Source organism: Nocardia rhizosphaerihabitans (assembly GCF_014646295.1).
GTDB lineage: Bacteria > Actinomycetota > Actinomycetes > Mycobacteriales > Mycobacteriaceae > Nocardia > Nocardia rhizosphaerihabitans.
The window spans coordinates 339,120-355,752 of the sequence record NZ_BMNE01000001.1 but is presented as its reverse complement, the minus strand read 5'-3'; the positions used below and the strand labels follow the sequence as shown (position 1 = coordinate 355,752).

At 69.7% G+C, this 16,633-nt stretch carries 11 protein-coding genes; 6 read left to right on the top strand and 5 right to left on the bottom strand.

The window, feature by feature from the left end; all coding sequences use genetic code 11:
* From IEY60_RS01610 to IEY60_RS01600, 3 genes are all read right to left on the bottom strand, one after another.
* Positions 1 to 1,383 (bottom strand): DUF2398 family protein, encoded by a 1,383-nt coding sequence (locus IEY60_RS01610; RefSeq protein WP_189023024.1) that lies wholly within the window; start codon positions 1,381 to 1,383, stop codon positions 1 to 3.
* Entirely contained in the window at positions 1,380 to 2,939 is a 1,560-nt protein-coding gene (locus IEY60_RS01605; protein ID WP_229739475.1) for a TIGR02677 family protein, read from the bottom strand. Before IEY60_RS01605 ends, IEY60_RS01610 begins: the two co-directional genes overlap by 4 nt.
* 83 nt (positions 2,940 to 3,022) lie before the next feature.
* A complete protein-coding gene (locus tag IEY60_RS01600) occupies positions 3,023 to 4,162 on the bottom strand; it encodes an NsdA family TPR-like regulatory protein (RefSeq protein WP_189023023.1) in 1,140 nt (379 codons plus the stop codon).
* A 333-nt stretch (positions 4,163 to 4,495) separates the two neighbouring features.
* On the opposite strand from IEY60_RS01600, the gene IEY60_RS01595 reads away from it, so the two are divergent.
* Positions 4,496 to 4,801, top strand: coding sequence for a hypothetical protein (locus IEY60_RS01595; RefSeq protein ID WP_189023021.1), 306 nt, complete (start codon positions 4,496 to 4,498; stop codon positions 4,799 to 4,801).
* Here the strand turns inward: IEY60_RS01595 and IEY60_RS01590 are convergent.
* Together IEY60_RS01590 and IEY60_RS01585 are read right to left on the bottom strand one after the other, a co-directional pair.
* Positions 4,703 to 7,246, bottom strand: coding sequence for an AMP-binding protein (locus IEY60_RS01590; protein WP_189023019.1), 2,544 nt, complete (start codon positions 7,244 to 7,246; stop codon positions 4,703 to 4,705). The two genes, IEY60_RS01595 and IEY60_RS01590, sit on opposite strands and share 99 nt — an antisense overlap.
* 72 nt (positions 7,247 to 7,318) lie before the next feature.
* Entirely contained in the window at positions 7,319 to 8,203 is an 885-nt protein-coding gene (locus IEY60_RS01585; RefSeq protein WP_189023017.1) for a PAC2 family protein, read from the bottom strand.
* A 138-nt stretch (positions 8,204 to 8,341) separates the two neighbouring features.
* Between IEY60_RS01585 and metH the strand changes: the two genes are divergently transcribed.
* The 5 genes from metH (at position 8,342) to IEY60_RS01560 (ending at position 16,627) form a co-directional block, all read left to right on the top strand.
* Positions 8,342 to 11,938 (top strand): methionine synthase, encoded by a 3,597-nt coding sequence (gene metH, locus IEY60_RS01580; protein ID WP_189023015.1) that lies wholly within the window; start codon positions 8,342 to 8,344, stop codon positions 11,936 to 11,938.
* Between the two features lie 220 nt (positions 11,939 to 12,158).
* Entirely contained in the window at positions 12,159 to 14,012 is a 1,854-nt protein-coding gene (locus IEY60_RS01575; protein WP_189023013.1) for a serine/threonine-protein kinase, read from the top strand.
* Positions 14,013 to 14,084: 72 nt separating this feature from the next.
* Positions 14,085 to 14,780, top strand: coding sequence for an HAD family hydrolase (locus IEY60_RS01570; RefSeq protein WP_229739474.1), 696 nt, complete (start codon positions 14,085 to 14,087; stop codon positions 14,778 to 14,780).
* Between the two features lie 155 nt (positions 14,781 to 14,935).
* Positions 14,936 to 15,799 (top strand): HalD/BesD family halogenase, encoded by an 864-nt coding sequence (locus IEY60_RS01565; protein ID WP_189023011.1) that lies wholly within the window; start codon positions 14,936 to 14,938, stop codon positions 15,797 to 15,799.
* 12 nt (positions 15,800 to 15,811) lie between these two features.
* Entirely contained in the window at positions 15,812 to 16,627 is an 816-nt protein-coding gene (locus IEY60_RS01560) for a class I SAM-dependent methyltransferase (protein ID WP_189023009.1), read from the top strand.
* The last annotated feature ends 6 nt before the right edge of the window (positions 16,628 to 16,633 follow it).

Sequence of the window (16,633 nt, the reverse complement as noted above, 5' to 3'; positions counted from 1 at the left end):
TCAGTTCCCTCCCGTTCCGGTGCTGCTGCCGTCGGTGTCGGCGGCGGTGACGAACAATTCCTCGGCTTGCCGGACCCGCACGGTGACCACCGCGCCCCGGTATCTGGCCAGCGCCGGCAGCACGAGCAGCCCGCCCTCGACCGGCCGGATCAGCCGCAATTTCGTGAGCAGGGCGAGCACCTCGGTGGTGAGCCCGCCGACGTCGGCCTGCCATTGCGCGGCGAAGGTCGCGCCGTAGCGGTCGGTCAGCGCGGTGACGGTGCTGCGCACCCAGGCGTCTTCGAGGAACGGGTAGGTGACCGGCCCGGTGTTCTCGAGGTCCGCGTCGAGGGAATCCGCTGTGGTGTCGAGGGTCTCGGCGTCCTCGGCCAGCGGGGCGAACACCCCTGCCTCGGGAATGGCCGCGTCGAGTTGGTCCAGCAGTGCGTCCTCGTCGGCGGCAGCGGGGCGGTGCGGCACCGGATTGTCGATGTCGAGGACCACGTCGGCGATCTCGCCGATGAGCAGCAGCGCCACCTGCGCGAGGGTGCCGGTGCCGGGAAAGCGGGTATCGGACAACCTGCCCGAGATGTCGATCAGCGCGACACCCTCGGCGCGGCGCTCGGCGCGCAGACCCGTGCAGTACTCAACCTCACCCACCAGCCGGTCCTGGCCGAGCAGGGCACGTTCGGCGGGCGGGAGGTCTTCCAGGTACACGACGGGCCGCTCCACCAGGGCGCGGCGCACCCGGCGGGCCTGCTCGGCGGGCGCCTGCTCGGTGTCGTCGGCGAGCAGGCCGCGCACGCTGTGCAGGTGCTGCAGCGCCCGCGGCGGCCGGAACAGCGCGAACACCACCGGCCGGTCGATGTCGTAGAGCGCCTCGCCCGCCTCGGGATCGCTGGCCCAGCCGCCGGCGTCACCGTCGGCCAGCGTCAGCGCGCCCCTGGTGCCCAGCCAGCCGACCGCGTCGACGAAGGCGTCCCGGTCGGCGGCGCGGTCGGTGGACAGCTCGAGGCCGTCGATGCGGCTCGCGTAATCGGCCACGTGCTCGGCCAATTCGGACAGGGTGATCTGGTCGCCCGCCCGGCCGAGCGCGGCCAGCGCCAGGGCGAGATAGGCGTAGCGGCGGCGATCGAAGACGCGATCGTTGACGCTGCGCGCCGGCATGGTGTCGTCGAGCCGGTCGTGCACCGGATACAGGCGCGCCGTGGTCTCGGTGACCTCCAGGCGATAGCCGAACAGTTCGGCGAGGTCCTCGCGCAGTTCGGTGGCCCAGCGCCGGATCAACGGCAGCGCGATCCGGTCGGGATAGACCCGGGTGACCAGGTGGTTGGCGAGCATCACCCGGGCGGCGCGCTGGTAGCTGTCCAGGGCGAGGGCGTCGATGCGGCGTTGCTGTCTCATCGTGGCGTCCCCCGTCGCGTCGTCGCGGTGACCTCGAGGCGGCGATTGTTCAGATGCAGCAGGCCCGCCGCGGTGCGGATGATCGTCGACCCGTCACAGGGACGGACCGTCAAAGTGACGCCGTTGTCGGAACCCGTTGTGCCGTCGACCTTTCCGCTGACCGGCACCCACGCCGTCGACGCCGCGTCGAGCAGTCGCAGCAGCACCTCGGTCTCACGCTGGTCGAGCACCCGCTCGTGCACGGCGCCGGTGGCCAGCGATGCCGCGGCCTGCGCGCGTTCGCGCTGGGCGGCCAGCTGTGCCTCGCGCAGCCTGCGGATGCCCGCGTCGTTGCGCGCGATCCGGGCGGGCGCGCCCGCGGTCGGCGCGCGACCGGTTTCCGCGAGCGTTCGCGAGATCTCCAACGGTGGCGCCTCCCACCAGGATCGACCCGCCGGAATCACCTCGGCATCCGGATGCTCCAGCGCCAGATGCCGCGGCCTGCCCAGGCCGAACACCGCGTCGTAGAGCGCGTGCGCGCTCCCGGCAGTCGGGGTGTCGACGAACCAGGCGGCCAGATGCCGCAGCGCCGATTCCCGGCTGACCCCGCCGCGGCGGGTCTCGGTGACCCGACGCAACAGCGACAACACCGCGGCGATCGCACTCATCGTCGCCTCCCGCAGCCGGTCGGCCTCGCACGACTCGTTCGCCTCGCCGCTGCCCGCGCTGACGAACCAGGTGCGCAGGCCGTCCCAGCGCGACTGCCAGTCCGCTTCCCGCTCGGCCGGGCTCAGCAGCACCCGCTCGTCGCAGCTCGCCGCGCGCCCGATCAGCTGCTCGACGCCGGTGTCCTCGACCTCACCGATCGCGGCCGCCAGCCGGGGCGCGAAACGCGCCAGGTCCATGCTGAACTCGCGCATGTGCGCGAGCAGCGCATCCTTGTGCGCGAGAAACGATTCCGGGGTGATCTCGGTGGTGCGCACCAGATCACCCAGCGACAGGTAGAAGTGCGCCGCGCGGGCCGCCATGTCGGTCAGGGTCGCGTCGAGCCTGCGCAGCGTCGTGTAAACGCGCTCGGCGTCGCCGTCGCGGTTGGCGGTGGCCAGGGTGCGCAGATCGGTGAGCAGCTCGGGCAGCACCAGGCGCGACAGCGACGCGTCGTCCATCCTCGCCGTCAGCACGCCCGCCACCGCCCGGTACGCCTGGAAACCGGCCTGGGCGAACTGGTAGACGTAGTGCCGGTTGCGGTACTCGGCGAGGGTGGCCGCGCGGGTGCCGTCGTAGCTGCGTTCGAGCACGCCCCAGCGATGCAGTTGCTCGAGCAGCGGGCCGATCTCGACGGCGGGCAACGGCACGCCGGCCGGTCCCGCGTGCGCGCCCGTCTCGGCCCTGGCGATCCACTCGGCGACGTCGTCGGCGTGCAACAACACCACGTACGCGGCGCGGGCGCTGTCGAAAGCGCGCAGCACCCGCAGGTAGTCGGCGCGCTTCTCGGCGGTCGCGAACGAGAACAACCGCAGACGCTCGTCCCACAGGGCGGGTACGGCGCTGGGCAGGCCGTCGGCGAGGTCGGTCACCGTAGACAGGTTAGTGGTGGCCGCCGGGAGGTCATGGGGACCCGTCCCGGATCGGCGCGCCTCCCGCGTCTGGTATTCACCGCTCACCCGACGTTGAGCGAGCGCAGCTGCGCGAGGAACGACTGGGTGCGCGGGTCGCCTGGGTAGCGTTCGATGATCTCCCTGGCCGCCTCGCCCGCGATCCACGCCAGCGACGGCAACGAGCGCCGACCCGCGGTGAAGGCCGCGACGCCCTCCTCGACCGCGCGTTCGAGATCGCGGTCGCGCACCGCGACAACGGCCAGCGTCAGCCGCGCCTCCGACACCCGCATCGGATTGCGGATCGACCCGTCGGGCCTGGTCGAATCGCTGATCACCTGCTGGGCATAGCGTTCGGCCAGCCGGTCCTGACCCGCGACGCGGCAGCAGTCCATGGCGTAGAAGTCGAACTTCGTCGCGTCGATGACGAAGTGGTTGGCCAGATCGGCCGGATGACCCATCCGCGACAGGATGGCCCTGCCCTCGTCGAGCGCGGTCTGCACGGCGCGGTGGTCGCCGAGCCGGGCCCAGCCCTTGGCGCGCTGGGCGGCCAGCTGCACCCCGACACTCATCGAGGTGGTGCCAGGCATCGCCTTCTCCGAGACCTCGATCGCGCCCCGGAAATTGCCCTGGGTCAACGCGAACCAGGCCGACATCTCGGCCGCCCACGCGGAGATCTCGACATTGCCCGCCTCGCGCCCGAGCGAATCGGCGGCCCGGCGGGTCGCCTCGGCACCCGCCCGCTGCCCGAGGTCGTAGTCGACGCAACCGACCAGCAACGCCACCCAGCCCGCCAGCACGAGGATTTCCCGATGCTGGCTCAGGGTGAGCCTGCCGTCGAGCAGCGAGGTGATCCGGCGCAGCCACGCGGTGCCCTCGGTGTGCAGCTCGCGCGGGTCGGCGTAGGCGTATTCGCAGCACAGCCGTTCGGCGGTGATCCGCACCGCGTCCAGCGTCGCGCTGTTGACATCGGACATCCGGAGCCTGCCGATGAACTCCAGGGTGTCCATACCGGTTGCCGATAACAGCTCGTCATCGCGGTTGGGCCGGGACTTGGGGAAGAACGCGGCGGTGACGGTGTCGAACGCGGCCGCGATGATCGGCGCGTAGAACTCGTCGGGGCGCGATTCCCCGGATTCCCAGCGCCGCCAGTTGCGCAGCAGAGTACTGTCCGTCGGCAGGTTGTGGGAGGACTTGGCACGCATCGCGCGGACGGCATCGGCTTGCGACCATCCCCTCGCGTCACGTTCCGAACGCATCCGAACAGCCCAGACGGGTCGATCATCAGTTGCGGTCACGGCGGTAGTATCCCACCAGTTAACGTTCGGCGTCCCGAATAGGGCATGTAGATGTCATCGGCTTGACATCTGCTGCGGCGGGCCGCGAATACGCATGCTGTAAGCAGGTGCTCGGCCCGCAGACCGGACACCCGCTTTGCAGGAGAGCTTGCAGGGCAACGCAGTACCCCCGCGCGACGCACGGCGTGGCGCGGGGGGATCCGACAACAGAACAGCGATCCCTATCCAACGGAGGTTCGGGTGGAAGCGTTGATCTATGGATACTTGCGGGACGACCTGGCCGATGGCCAGAGCGACCAATTGGAGGACGCGCTACGCAGCCTGGCGCGCACTGCGGGGATGTGTTTCGCCGCGACGTTCCATGAATCGACCGCGGGTGACGGTGCGGCGTTCGCCGAGCTCACTCAGGAATTGAAGCGTGCCGACGCCCACCATGTGGTGGTGCCGTCACTCGATCACCTTGCCGGCCAGACGATCCCGCGTGACATGTTGATCGCGAAGCTGGCGCACGAAGCGGCCGCCCAGGTTCTGACCTTGGAGCGCTAGCCGTGGCCACCTCCGCCGACACCGAACCACCATCCCGGTAGCGACGGCTCCGGCCGCGAGACAGGCGAACAGTGCGAGCAGTCGCTGGTCGCCGAACACCGGGTACACCTGCCAGTGCAGCAGGTACGCGAACAAGGAGCTGTCGGCCACCGTCACCGCCACCACGGCGACGACGGCGGGCACGCGCAGCGCGGGCAACCAGACGAGCACCAGGACGCCCGCCATGACCAGGCGTTCCCGATCGGTGACGCCGAAATACCCGGGCACACTTGCCAGCAGCACGGCGCTGACGATCAGCCGCTGCCAGACTGCCGTCGCCTTCGCTCCGGCCCAGCCGAGAACGAAGTACCAACAGGCCAGCGGTGACAACGGAATATCGCGTTCGGGGTAGAGCCCGAACGAGTGCCAGCGCAGCACCAGGGTGAGACCGAGCAGCGCGAGGGCGAACCAGAACGGCGCGCGCCGCTCCCACCGGTCGATCCGGGGGATCCGCAGCAGCAGCGCCGCGGCCACCGTGCAGTAGACCAGCACCTCGAGGAACCACAGATGCCCCGCCGTGTCGTTGCGCGGGCCGAGGATCTTGTTGAGCAGCAACACATTCTGCCAGCTGTAATAGCCGGGCTGGACGATCATGGTGATCAGCACCCACAGCGCCGTCGGCACCGCGATCATCGCCACCGCGCGGCCCGTGTGCCGCAGCCGCTGTGCGGCGGGCGCCGAGCTCACCGCGAAGCGGGCGAAGTTGTAGCCGGCCACCGCGAGCAGCACGTGCGCCGCGCCCCATACTTCGAACAGCTGGATGTGCGAGCCGAGGATGAGCACCATGCCGATCGCGCGCAAGGCCGTCGACGTGTCCAGCGCCCGGCCGAAGCCGGTGCGCGAGCGCGGTGTCCGCTCGAGCCGGCCGATCGGCTGCTGCGGCCAGTCGGCGGGCAACCGGCCGATGACCCGTTCGAGCCGGGCCGCCGTGCTGACGTAGCTGAGCGAATTGCCGCCCAGCTCCACGAAACTCTGCTCCGGTGAGATCCGTTCGGCGGGGATCGCCAGCGCATCGGCGTAGATCGAGCGGATATCGTCGCCCGTCGAGGCCGGTTCCGTGGCCAGCGCCCGCACGGCCGGATAGTCGATCTTGCCGTTGGCCAGGCGCGGCAGTTCGCCGACGGTCACCACCGCGATGGCCGTCGCGGGCAGCCCGGACACCCGGGCGATCAGCGCGGCGGGATCACCACGGCCGGTGCCGGTCACCGCCGCGATCAACCGCGCACCGTCCTCGGCGCAAGCCGCGCCGAAACCGGCTGCGGAGAGCTCGGATTCGATCCGGCCGAGGTCGATGCGCAGCCCGAACAGCTTCGCGAAGCGGCTGCGTCTGCCGACGACCTGGAAGAGGCCGTCGGCGGTGCGTCGCGCCAGGTCGCCGGTGCGCAGGGCATCGACGGTACGGCCGAGCGCGAGGTCGGCGGGTCGGCGCGCATAGCCGAGCATGACGTTCGGACCGTGGTAGACGAGTTCGTCGGCGGCGCCGTCGTCGACCGGCTCCAGCGTGAAATGCCCACCGGGCACCGGTATCCCGATGCAGTCGGGATGATCGGCCGCCAGTTCCGGTGGCAGATAGGCCATTCGGGCCGTGGCCTCGGTCTGCCCGTACATCACGAAGAACCGCCAGCCCGCCGCCGCGCCGAGCCGCGCGTAGGCGCGCACCCTGTCCGGTTCGAGCCTGCCGCCCGCCTGGGTGACAGAGCGCAGATCGGGCAGGGACATGTCCGCGAAACCGATCCGGTCCAGCAGTTCCACCGTGTACGGGACCGCGGCGAACGAGGTCGCCCGGTGCGCGCGGAACTCGTCCCAGAACTCGGGGTCGCTCACCGAGCGGTCGGTGAGCAGCAGGCTCGCGCCGCGCAGCAGATGACTGTGCACCACCGACAGCCCGTAGCAGTAGAACAGCGGCAGCGTGGTCGCCGCGCGATCCCGCGGCTCGATCTCGAGGTAGCGGGCGATGGAGTCGGCATTGGCGCGCAGATTCCGCGCCGACAGCCGCACCAGCTTCGGCGACCCGGTCGATCCCGACGTGCTCAGCAACAGCGCCAGCTCCGGATGCAGCCGGTGCGCCGAGCTCGCGCGCTCGGTGACGATCCGCCCGTGGTCGACGACGACGTCCGGCTCGTAGGTTGCGGCGAGTTCACCGGAGAGCGCGCCGGTCAGCAGCACCACGCACCCCGCGTCGAGCGCGCCGAGGTAGGCGACGAGCGAGTCGAGGTCGTTGCCCGCGGTGAGCGCGACCAGCCGCCGCGCGGGGCCCAGCCGCGCCGCGAACGCCGCGACACGGTCGGCCAGCTGGGCATAGGTCACCCGCTGCAGGGTGTCGGCGGGCGCTGCCGGGTGCCGGTGCAGCACCGCGATCCGGTCGTCGAATCCCCGGAGATGAGCGACGATCGGGTGGTTCGGCACCCGAGGCAGTCTAGGCGGCGTGCCGCCGGCAACCGGAAGGCTCCCCCGTGGCGAACTCCTGGTGAACGAAGGTCAGAGGCCGAAACTGCCCGGTCCGCGCCTGCGCAGGTACTTCTCGAACTCCGCCGCGATGGCGTCGCCGTCGATCTTCGACATCGTCTCGTTGAGGTCGATCGCCGCGTCGCCGCGCTCCTCGAGCGAGCGCACGTACTCGTTGATCTCCTCGTCGCCGACGGTCATCTCGTTGACCGCCGCCTCCCATTCCTCGGCCTGGGTGGGCAGCTCACCGAGCGGAACCTCGATGTCGAGGACGTCCTCGACGCGGTGCAGCAGCGCGATCGTGGCCTTCGGGTTCGGCGGCTGCGACACGTAATGCGGCACCGCCGCCCAGAACGACACCGCGGGCACCCCGGCCTTGACGCACTGGTCCTGCAGCACCCCGGTGATCCCGGTCGGGCCCTCGTACCGGGTCTGCTCCAGGCTGAACCGCTCGGCCGCCTCCGGGCTGTACGCCGAACCGGTCACCGGAACGGGCCGCGTGTGCGGCGTGTCGGCCAGCAACGCGCCGAGGATGACGACGGTCTCCACGCCCAGCTGCTCGATGAACTCGAGCAGGTCGTTGCAGAAGCTGCGCCACCGCATGTTCGGTTCGATCCCGCGCAGCAGCACGACGTCGCGGTCGCTACCGGGGGGCGAGCACACCGACAACATGGTCGAGGGCCACTGGATCTCCCTGGTCACCCCGTCCACCTGGCGCACCGTCGGGCGGTTCACCTGGTAGTCGTAGTAGTCCTCGGAATCGAGTTCGGCGAGCGGCTCCGCGTCCCAGATCAACTCCAGATGTTCGACCGCGCCACTGGCGGCGTCACCGGCGTCGTTCCAGCCCTCGAAGGCCGCGACCAGCACGGGATTGCGCAACGTCGGCAGTTCCGTCTCGGGGGTTTCACTGGCATCCACCCGGTCAGCCTAGTGTCTTCGGCGAATTGTTTTGCGGTGACCGGCGCTGTTGCGTGTTTCCCGCGAAAGCTGTGTCCGGCGCCACTCGATTCACCCGCAGTGGTCCTGTGCGTCGGAGCCGCCCATTAGTCTTGATTCATGTCTGCGTCCTTGCCCACCGGGTTCGATACCACGCTCCTCGACACGCTGCGACGGCGTGTCGTCATCGGCGACGGTGCGATGGGCACGATGTTGCAGGCCGCGGATCTGACGCTCGACGATTTCCGTGGCCTCGAAGGATGCAACGAGATCCTCAACGACACCCGCCCCGATGTCCTCGCCGACATCCACCGCGCCTACTTCGCGGCGGGCGCGGATGCGGTGGAGACCAACACCTTCGGCTGCAACCTGCCCAACCTCGCCGACTACGACATCGCCGACCGAATCCGTGACCTGTCCGAGCGTGGCACCCGCATCGCCCGCGAGGTCGCCGACGAGATGGGCCCGTCCGCCGACGGCACCCCGCGCTACGTCCTCGGCTCGATGGGCCCCGGCACCAAGCTCCCGACGCTGGGCCACGCGCCGTTCGCCTCGCTGCGCGACGCCTACACCGAGGCCGCCCTCGGCATGCTCGACGGTGGCGCCGACGCCATCCTGATCGAGACCTGCCAGGATCTGCTGCAGGTCAAGGCCGCGATCACCGGCAGCAGGCGGGCCATGATCGCCGCGGGCCGCCGGATCCCGATCATCACCCACGTCACCGTGGAGACCACCGGCACCATGCTGGTCGGCAGCGAGATCGGTGCGGCGCTGACCGCGCTGGAACCGCTCGGCATCGACATGATCGGCCTGAACTGCGCGACCGGTCCCGACGAGATGAGCGAGCACCTGCGGCACCTGTCGCGGCACGCGCAGATCCCGGTGTCGGTGATGCCGAACGCGGGCCTGCCGGTGCTCGGCGCGAACGGCGCGGAGTACCCGCTGACCCCGGAGGAGCTCGCGGTCGCGATGAGCGGCTTCGTCTCCGAGTTCGGCCTCGCGATGGTCGGCGGTTGCTGTGGCACCACGCCGGAACACATCCGCCAGGTCGCCGAGGCGGTGCGCGAGGTCGAGACCACGCTGCCCCCGATCGAGGCGCGGCGCACGCCCGAGCACGAGCCGTCGGTGTCGAGTATGTACACCGCGGTCCCGTTCGAGCAGGACGCCTCGATCCTGATGATCGGTGAGCGCACGAATGCCAACGGCTCCAAGGCTTTCCGTGACGCCATGCTGGCCGAGGACTGGCAGCGCTGCCTCGAGATCGCCAAGGACCAGACCCGCGACGGCGCGCACATGCTCGACCTGTGCGTCGACTACGTCGGCCGCGACGGCACCAAGGACATGAACGAGCTGGCCTCGCGCCTGGCGACGTCCTCGACCCTGCCGATCATGCTCGACTCCACCGAACCGCCGGTGCTGCAGGCCGGTCTGCAGCACCTGGGTGGCCGCTGCGCGGTGAACTCGGTGAACTACGAGGACGGTGCTGGCCCGGATTCGCGGTTCCAGCAGATCATGCGGCTGGTGTCCGAGCACGGCGCCGCCGTGGTCGCGCTGACCATCGACGAGGAGGGCCAGGCGCGCACCGCCGAGGCCAAGGTCGCGATCGCCGAGCGGCTGATCGAGGACATCACGACCAACTGGGGTCTGCTGGAGTCCGACATCATCGTCGACACGCTGACCTTCACCCTCGGCACCGGTCAGGAGGAGTCGCGCAAGGACGGCGAGGAGACCATCAAGGCCATCCGCGAGCTCAAGCGCAAGCACCCGGACGTGCAGACCACCCTCGGTCTGTCCAACATCTCCTTCGGCCTCAACCCCGCCGCCCGGCAGGTGCTGAACTCGGTGTTCATGCACGAATGTGTCGAAGCCGGACTGGATTCGGCGATCGTGCACGCCTCGAAGATCCTGCCGATGAGCCGGATTCCCGACGAGCACCGCCAGGTCGCGCTGGATCTGATCTACGACCGCCGCGCCGAGGACTACGACCCGCTGCAGAAGCTGATGGCGCTGTTCGAGGGTGTCTCGACCGCGTCGTCGAAGGCCTCGCGCGCCGAGGAACTGGCCGCGCTGCCGCTGTTCGAGCGGCTCGAGCGGCGCATCGTCGACGGTGAGCGCAACGGCCTCGACGTCGACCTGGACGAGGCGATGCAGACGGTGCCGCCGCTGCAGATCATCAACGAGACGCTGCTGTCGGGTATGAAGACCGTCGGTGAGCTGTTCGGCTCGGGCCAGATGCAGCTGCCGTTCGTGCTGCAGTCGGCCGAGGTGATGAAAACCGCTGTCGCGCATCTGGAACCGCACATGGAGGCCACCGACGACTCCGGCAAGGGCCGGATCGTGCTCGCCACGGTGAAGGGCGACGTGCACGACATCGGCAAGAACCTCGTCGACATCATCCTGTCGAACAACGGCTACGAGGTGGTCAACCTCGGCATCAAGCAGCCGATCGCCACCATCCTCGACGCCGCCCAGGACAAGAAGGCCGACGTGATCGGCATGTCCGGGCTGCTGGTGAAGTCGACCGTGGTGATGAAGGAGAACCTCGAGGAACTCAACGCCAAGGGTGTGGCCGAACAGTTCCCGGTGCTGCTCGGTGGCGCCGCGCTGACCCGCGCCTACGTGGAGAACGACCTCACCGCCGTCTACGAGGGCGACGTGCACTACGCCCGCGACGCGTTCGAGGGCCTGCGGCTGATGGACGAGATCATGACCGTCAAGCGCGGCGGCGGTCTCGATCCCGACAGCCCCGAGGCGATCGCCGCCAAGGAGAAGGCCGCCGAGCGCAAGGCGCGCCACGAGCGCTCCAAGCGGATCGCCGCCGAGCGCAAGGCCGCCGAGGTGCCGATCGAGGTGCCGGCGCGGTCCGACGTTGCCGCCGATCTGCCGGTGCCGACCCCGCCGTTCTGGGGCACCCGTGTGGTGAAAGGCCTGCCGCTGCAGGAGTATTCGGGCCTGCTCGACGAGCGGGCGCTGTTCCTGGGGCAGTGGGGTCTGCGTGGTCAGCGCAGCGGCGACGGGCCCTCCTACGAGGAACTGGTGGAGACCGAGGGCCGTCCGCGGCTGCGGGCCTGGCTCGACCGGCTCGCCACCGAGGGTGTGCTGCAGCACGCCGCCGTGGTCTACGGGTACTTCCCGGCGGTGTCGGAGGGTGATGACGTCATCGTGCTCACCGAGCCGGACGCCGATGCGCCGGAGCGGTACCGGTTCACCTTCCCACGGCAGCAGCGCGACCGGTTCCTGTGCATCGCCGACTTCATCCGCTCGCGCGAGCAGGCCCGCGCGACCGGCCAGGTCGACGTGCTGCCGTTCCAGCTGGTGACCATGGGTCAGCCGATCGCGGACTTCGCCAACGCGCTGTTCGCGGCCGACAACTACCGCGACTACCTCGAGGTGCACGGCATCGGCGTGCAGCTCACCGAGGCGCTGGCCGAGTACTGGCACCGCCGGGTGCGCGAGGAACTGACCCTGGACGGCCAGTCGGTCGCCGACGACGATCCCGCCGACATCCAGGACTACTTCAAGCTCGGCTACCGCGGTGCGCGGTACTCCTTCGGCTACGGCGCCTGCCCGGAGCTCGAAGACCGGGCCAAGCTGGTCGACCTGCTCGAGGCGGGCCGGGTCGGAGTGACCCTGTCGGAGGAGCTGCAGCTGCACCCGGAACAGTCGACCGACGCGTTCGTGCTGCTGCATCCGGAGGCGAAATACTTCAACGCCTGAGACACTGACAGGCGACGGCTGATCGGACCGGTCCCCGCGGGACCGGTCCGAAGTCGTTGGGCCGGTTGTGAGTCTGGTCACGAAGCGGCCGGGAGTCCATGGACCGAGGCCGCCGGAGACTGGGGCAAAGCAGTTCAGCACGTAGGATTTTCGAAAGTTTCATCCCGCTGTGGCGCGGAGGGCTGGACGACTCGGCGGTATTGCAGGAGGGGCACACGTTATGACATCGGATCGGTTGATCGCGGGACGCTATCGACTCACCGACCCGATCGGCACCGGGGCCATGGGGGTCGTGTGGCGCGCCACCGATGTCCGGCTGCGCCGCACCGTCGCGGTGAAGCAGTTGCTGCTCGCGCCGGGGCTCACCGGATCGCAAGCGCTGGAAGCGAAGCTGCGCGCCATGCGCGAGGGCCGCATCGCCGCACGTCTGCACCACCCGAATGCCATCACCGTCTTCGACGTCGCCGAGGAAGACGGCCAGCCGTGGCTGGTCATGGAATACATGAACGCGCCGAGCCTGGCCGTGAAGCTGGCCGGTGGTGCGACGCTGCCGCCGATCGAGGTGGCCGGGATCGGCGCGCAGGCCGCCGCGGCGCTGTCGGCGGCGCACGATGCCGGGATCATGCACCGGGATGTGAAGCCGGCCAACCTGCTCGTCGGTGACGACGGCACCGTGAAGCTCACCGACTTCGGCATCTCGCATGCCACCGGCGACGTCACGGTGACCGCCACCGGGTTCCTGGCGGGCACGCCCGCTTATCTGGCGCCCGAGATCGCCCGCGGCGACGATCCGAAACCCGCCGCCGATGTGTTCGCGCTGGGGTCGACCCTGTACGCCGCAGTCGAGGGCGCGCCGCCGTTCGGCGAGGGCGACAACCCTCTCGCGGTGCTGCACGCGGTTGCTCGCGGCGTGGTGCCGGAACCGAAGCACGCCGGCCCGCTGGGGCCGGTGCTGATGTGGCTGCTGACCGCGTCCACCGCGGAACGGCCGACCATGGCGCAGGCCCGCAAGGCGCTGGAAGATGTTGCGGCAGGGCGTGTTCCGGCGCTGCCCGCCACCGCGACGAAGGTGCTGCCGGTGGGCGAGGCGGCCACGACGTTGCTGCCACGGCCCGGTACGCCCGCGAACGGGGCGCCGAAATCCGGTGCGGCCGGGCTGCTGGGCAGCGGGCTGGCGCTGGCCAAGGCGGCCAGGTCGGCGATCACGGGCGGGTCGTCCGCCGCGGGAACCGGTGGGGACGTCGGCCTGCCCGAGTCGGCGGGGCGGCAATCCGCGCCGGGCTCGGACCACACGACGTCGGCGGCAGGTGCGAACGCGGACCGGGCAGGTGTGGAACCGCGCGGGGCACAGGCCGACGCCCGCGAGCGCGCCGGGTCCCCTTCCGGTCCACCGCCGCTCGGCCCGAATCCGCCCGCGCGCACCGATTCGCCGAACAACAGCCGGGCCATCCTGCTGCTCGCCGCCGCCGTCGCCGCCTTCACGGTGATGCTCGTCGTCCTGGTCGTCACCCGCGATCGCGGCGCCGATCCCGGTCAGCGGGCGCAGAATCCGGTCACCGTGACCACGATGGTCGACGGCAAGGTGAGCACCGTCGTGATCGTGCCCGAGCAGGAGACGGTCACCGTGTCCGCGCCCGCGACCGCATCGGCGAACGGGCCGACAAGCACGGCCCCCACCTCGAGCGCCCCGGCAACGAGCACCTCGGGCAAGCCAACCTCCACGCCGTCGCCGACCAGCACGACGATCACCACCACGCCGTTCGGCCCGCCAACCCCGGACCGGGTGGCCCAGTTCATCGCCGGGTACTACGGGATGCTGCCCGGCAACATCGGTGGCGCCTGGGCTCAGCTCGCCCCCGGCTATCAGGCGCAGACCGGCGGCTTCGGCCAGTACTCCTCGTTCTGGTCGACGGTGCGGTCGGTGACTGTCGGCTCGATCACGCCCAACGGAGAGAACCGGGCGGTCGTCTCGCTCACCTACCACCTCACCAACGGCACCGTGAGCTCGGAGAATCGCTGGATTCAGGTCAGCGGCACCGGCAACGCGCTGCAGATCGCCGGCTCGGGAGTCTGAGGCGTACCCGCTACCCTGAACGCGGCCCGGTGACCGCCGGTCCGACCCCGACGAGAACGAGGCGAGAAACAGGTGAGCGCGCGACCGGCCGCGGTGCTGTGGGACATGGACGGCACGCTGCTCGATTCGGAGAAGCTGTGGGACATAGCGGTCCGCGAACTGGCCCGTGAACACGGCAGCGAGCTGACCGACGAGATCCGCCACGCGCTGATCGGCGCCTCCGGCCCGAACGCGCTGCGCATGCTCTTCGCCGGTATCGGCGTCGAGGCCACGCCGCAGGTGATCGGCGAGGCGGGGGAGTTCCTCGAGCGCCGCGTCACCGAGTTGATGCTCGGGCCGATCCCGTGGCGCCCCGGCGCCAAGGACGCGCTCGCCATGGCGCGCGCCGAGGGCCTGCGCTGCGCGCTGGTCACCAATACCAAGCGCTCGCTCACCGAATACGGCCTCGACACACTCGGCCGCGACTTCTTCGACACCTCGGTCTGCGGTGACGAAGTGCCGCACGGCAAACCCGATCCCGCCAGCTACCGCAAGGCCGCCGACCTGCTCGGACTCGACCCGCTCGACTGCGTGGCCATCGAGGATTCGCCCACCGGGGCACTCGCGGCACAGGGCGCGGGCTGCGGCCTGATCGTGATTCCGTGCGAAATCGCGGTTCCCGAGGCCCCTGGACGGGTATTCCGGGAGTCGCTGGTGGGTTTGTCGGTCGTTGATCTGGGTGCCGCGCTGGCGGCGCGGGACGAACATTTCGGCAGCGCAGCGAGATAGGGCGAAATAGCCTACCGTGATTATTCCGCTACCGACAGGGAATGTGTGAAAACTGTTGCCGCACAGTCGATTTCATGACGCTGTGATCTGCCTGGGATAGTCCGGATTTGCCGAAACCCCGGGCGTGTCGACGAAAGTTCCCGCAAACTGAATACATGACAGGGACGCGGGGGCTTGACGAAATCGTCGACATCGCACGGTATCCGCTCACCGATCTCGGTGGTCCGGGCCGGCAAGCTGCGGTGGCGGCCGCCCGCGCGGAACTGGCCGAGGACGGCTGCACGGTCCTGCGGGAATTCATCCGCCCGGAGCTGTGGGAGACGCTGCGGGTCGAGGGGGAGCGGATCGCCCCGCACGCCCACTACAAGGTGGAGCGGGTCAACGCCTACAACATCCCGCTCGACGCCGATCTGCCCGCCGATCATCCGGCCCGGATCGTGCTCGACCGCGGCAACGCCTTCGTGGCCCGTGACCGCATCCCCGCCGACGCGCTGATCCAGCGCCTCTACACCGATCCGGTTTTCCAGCGGTTCGTCGCCGATTGTTTCGAACTCGACGAACTGCACGAATTCGCCGACCCGCTGGCCGGTCTGTGCCTGAACGTGGTCGAGCCGGGCATGTCGCACCCCTGGCATTTCGACACCAACGAGTTCACCGTCAGCATGCTGACCCGGCGTCCCGAATCGGGCGGTGTCTTCGAATACTGCCCCAACATCCGAGACCCGCACGCCGAGCACCTCGACGACGTGCGCGCCGTGCTCACCAGTGACGGCGAGCGGTTCATCCGCGCGCTGGAACTGCGTCCCGGCGACCTGCAGCTGTTCAAGGGCCGCTTCTCGCTGCACCGCGTCACCGAGGTGGCCGGTGCGGGACAACGACATTCGGCGATCTTCGCCTACACGGACCGGCCAGGGGTGATCGGCACTGTCGAACGCACCAGGCAGCTGTTCGGCCGTGTTCTGCCCGACCATGTGGCCGCCGCGGCCGACGCCGTCCGAGGTGACCGACTGCTCGACTGAGAGGAACCGCCCATGTCCGTTCCGTTGCACACCACCGGCAAAGCATCCTTCGACGACATCTACGAAAGCCCCGATCCGCGTGCCTACTTCGCGCGGATGAACGAGCTGGACTACCGGATCCCGGAACTGGCCAAGCCGCACTTCCAGGAGCAGTTGCGGCAGCTGCGGGCGGCGCGACCGGACCGGATCCCGACGGTGCTCGACCTGGGCTGCTCCTACGGGGTGAACGCGGCGCTGCTGCGGACCGACACGACGGTCGACGAGCTGGCCGGGCACTATCGCGACCACGCCGAGACCGACAAGGTCGGGCTGATCGCGGCGGACCGGGAGCGGTTACGCGCCGATCTGATGCCCGACGTACGCTTCGTCGGGATGGACGCCGCACGCCCGGCGCTGACCTACGCCCACGCCGCCGGATTCCTGCACGACTACGTGCACGCCGACCTCGAGGCCACCGAGCCGACCGAGGCACAGCGCCGTGTGCTCGCCTCCGCCGATCTGGTGATCTCCACCGGATGCGTCGGCTACATCACCGAGAAAACCCTGTCCAGGGTCGCCCAGGCGGATCCGCACCGGCGACCGTGGATGGCGCATTTCGTGTTGCGGATGTTCGATTTCGGTCCCATCGCCGAGGAACTCGCCGCGCTCGGCTATCGCAGCGAGCAGCGTCCCGGTATGTTCCAGCAGCGTCGCTTCGCCTCCGACCAGGAACGTGCACAGGTGCTGGAAGCGTTGGCGGCCAAGGGAATCGACACCACCGACCACGAAGCCGAAGGCTGGCTCTACGCCAACCTGTTCGTGTCACGCCCGCATCCCATCGAGACCTGAGGATCT

Coding starts and splice junctions, on each gene's coding strand:
- IEY60_RS01610 (WP_189023024.1), bottom strand. CDS start 1,383: ATGAGACAGCAACGCCGCATCGACGCCCTCGCCCTGGACAGCTACCAG.
- IEY60_RS01600 (WP_189023023.1), bottom strand. CDS start 4,162: ATGCGTGCCAAGTCCTCCCACAACCTGCCGACGGACAGTACTCTGCTG.
- metH (WP_189023015.1), top strand. CDS start 8,342: ATGTCTGCGTCCTTGCCCACCGGGTTCGATACCACGCTCCTCGACACG.
- IEY60_RS01575 (WP_189023013.1), top strand. CDS start 12,159: ATGACATCGGATCGGTTGATCGCGGGACGCTATCGACTCACCGACCCG.
- IEY60_RS01565 (WP_189023011.1), top strand. CDS start 14,936: ATGACAGGGACGCGGGGGCTTGACGAAATCGTCGACATCGCACGGTAT.
- IEY60_RS01560 (WP_189023009.1), top strand. CDS start 15,812: ATGTCCGTTCCGTTGCACACCACCGGCAAAGCATCCTTCGACGACATC.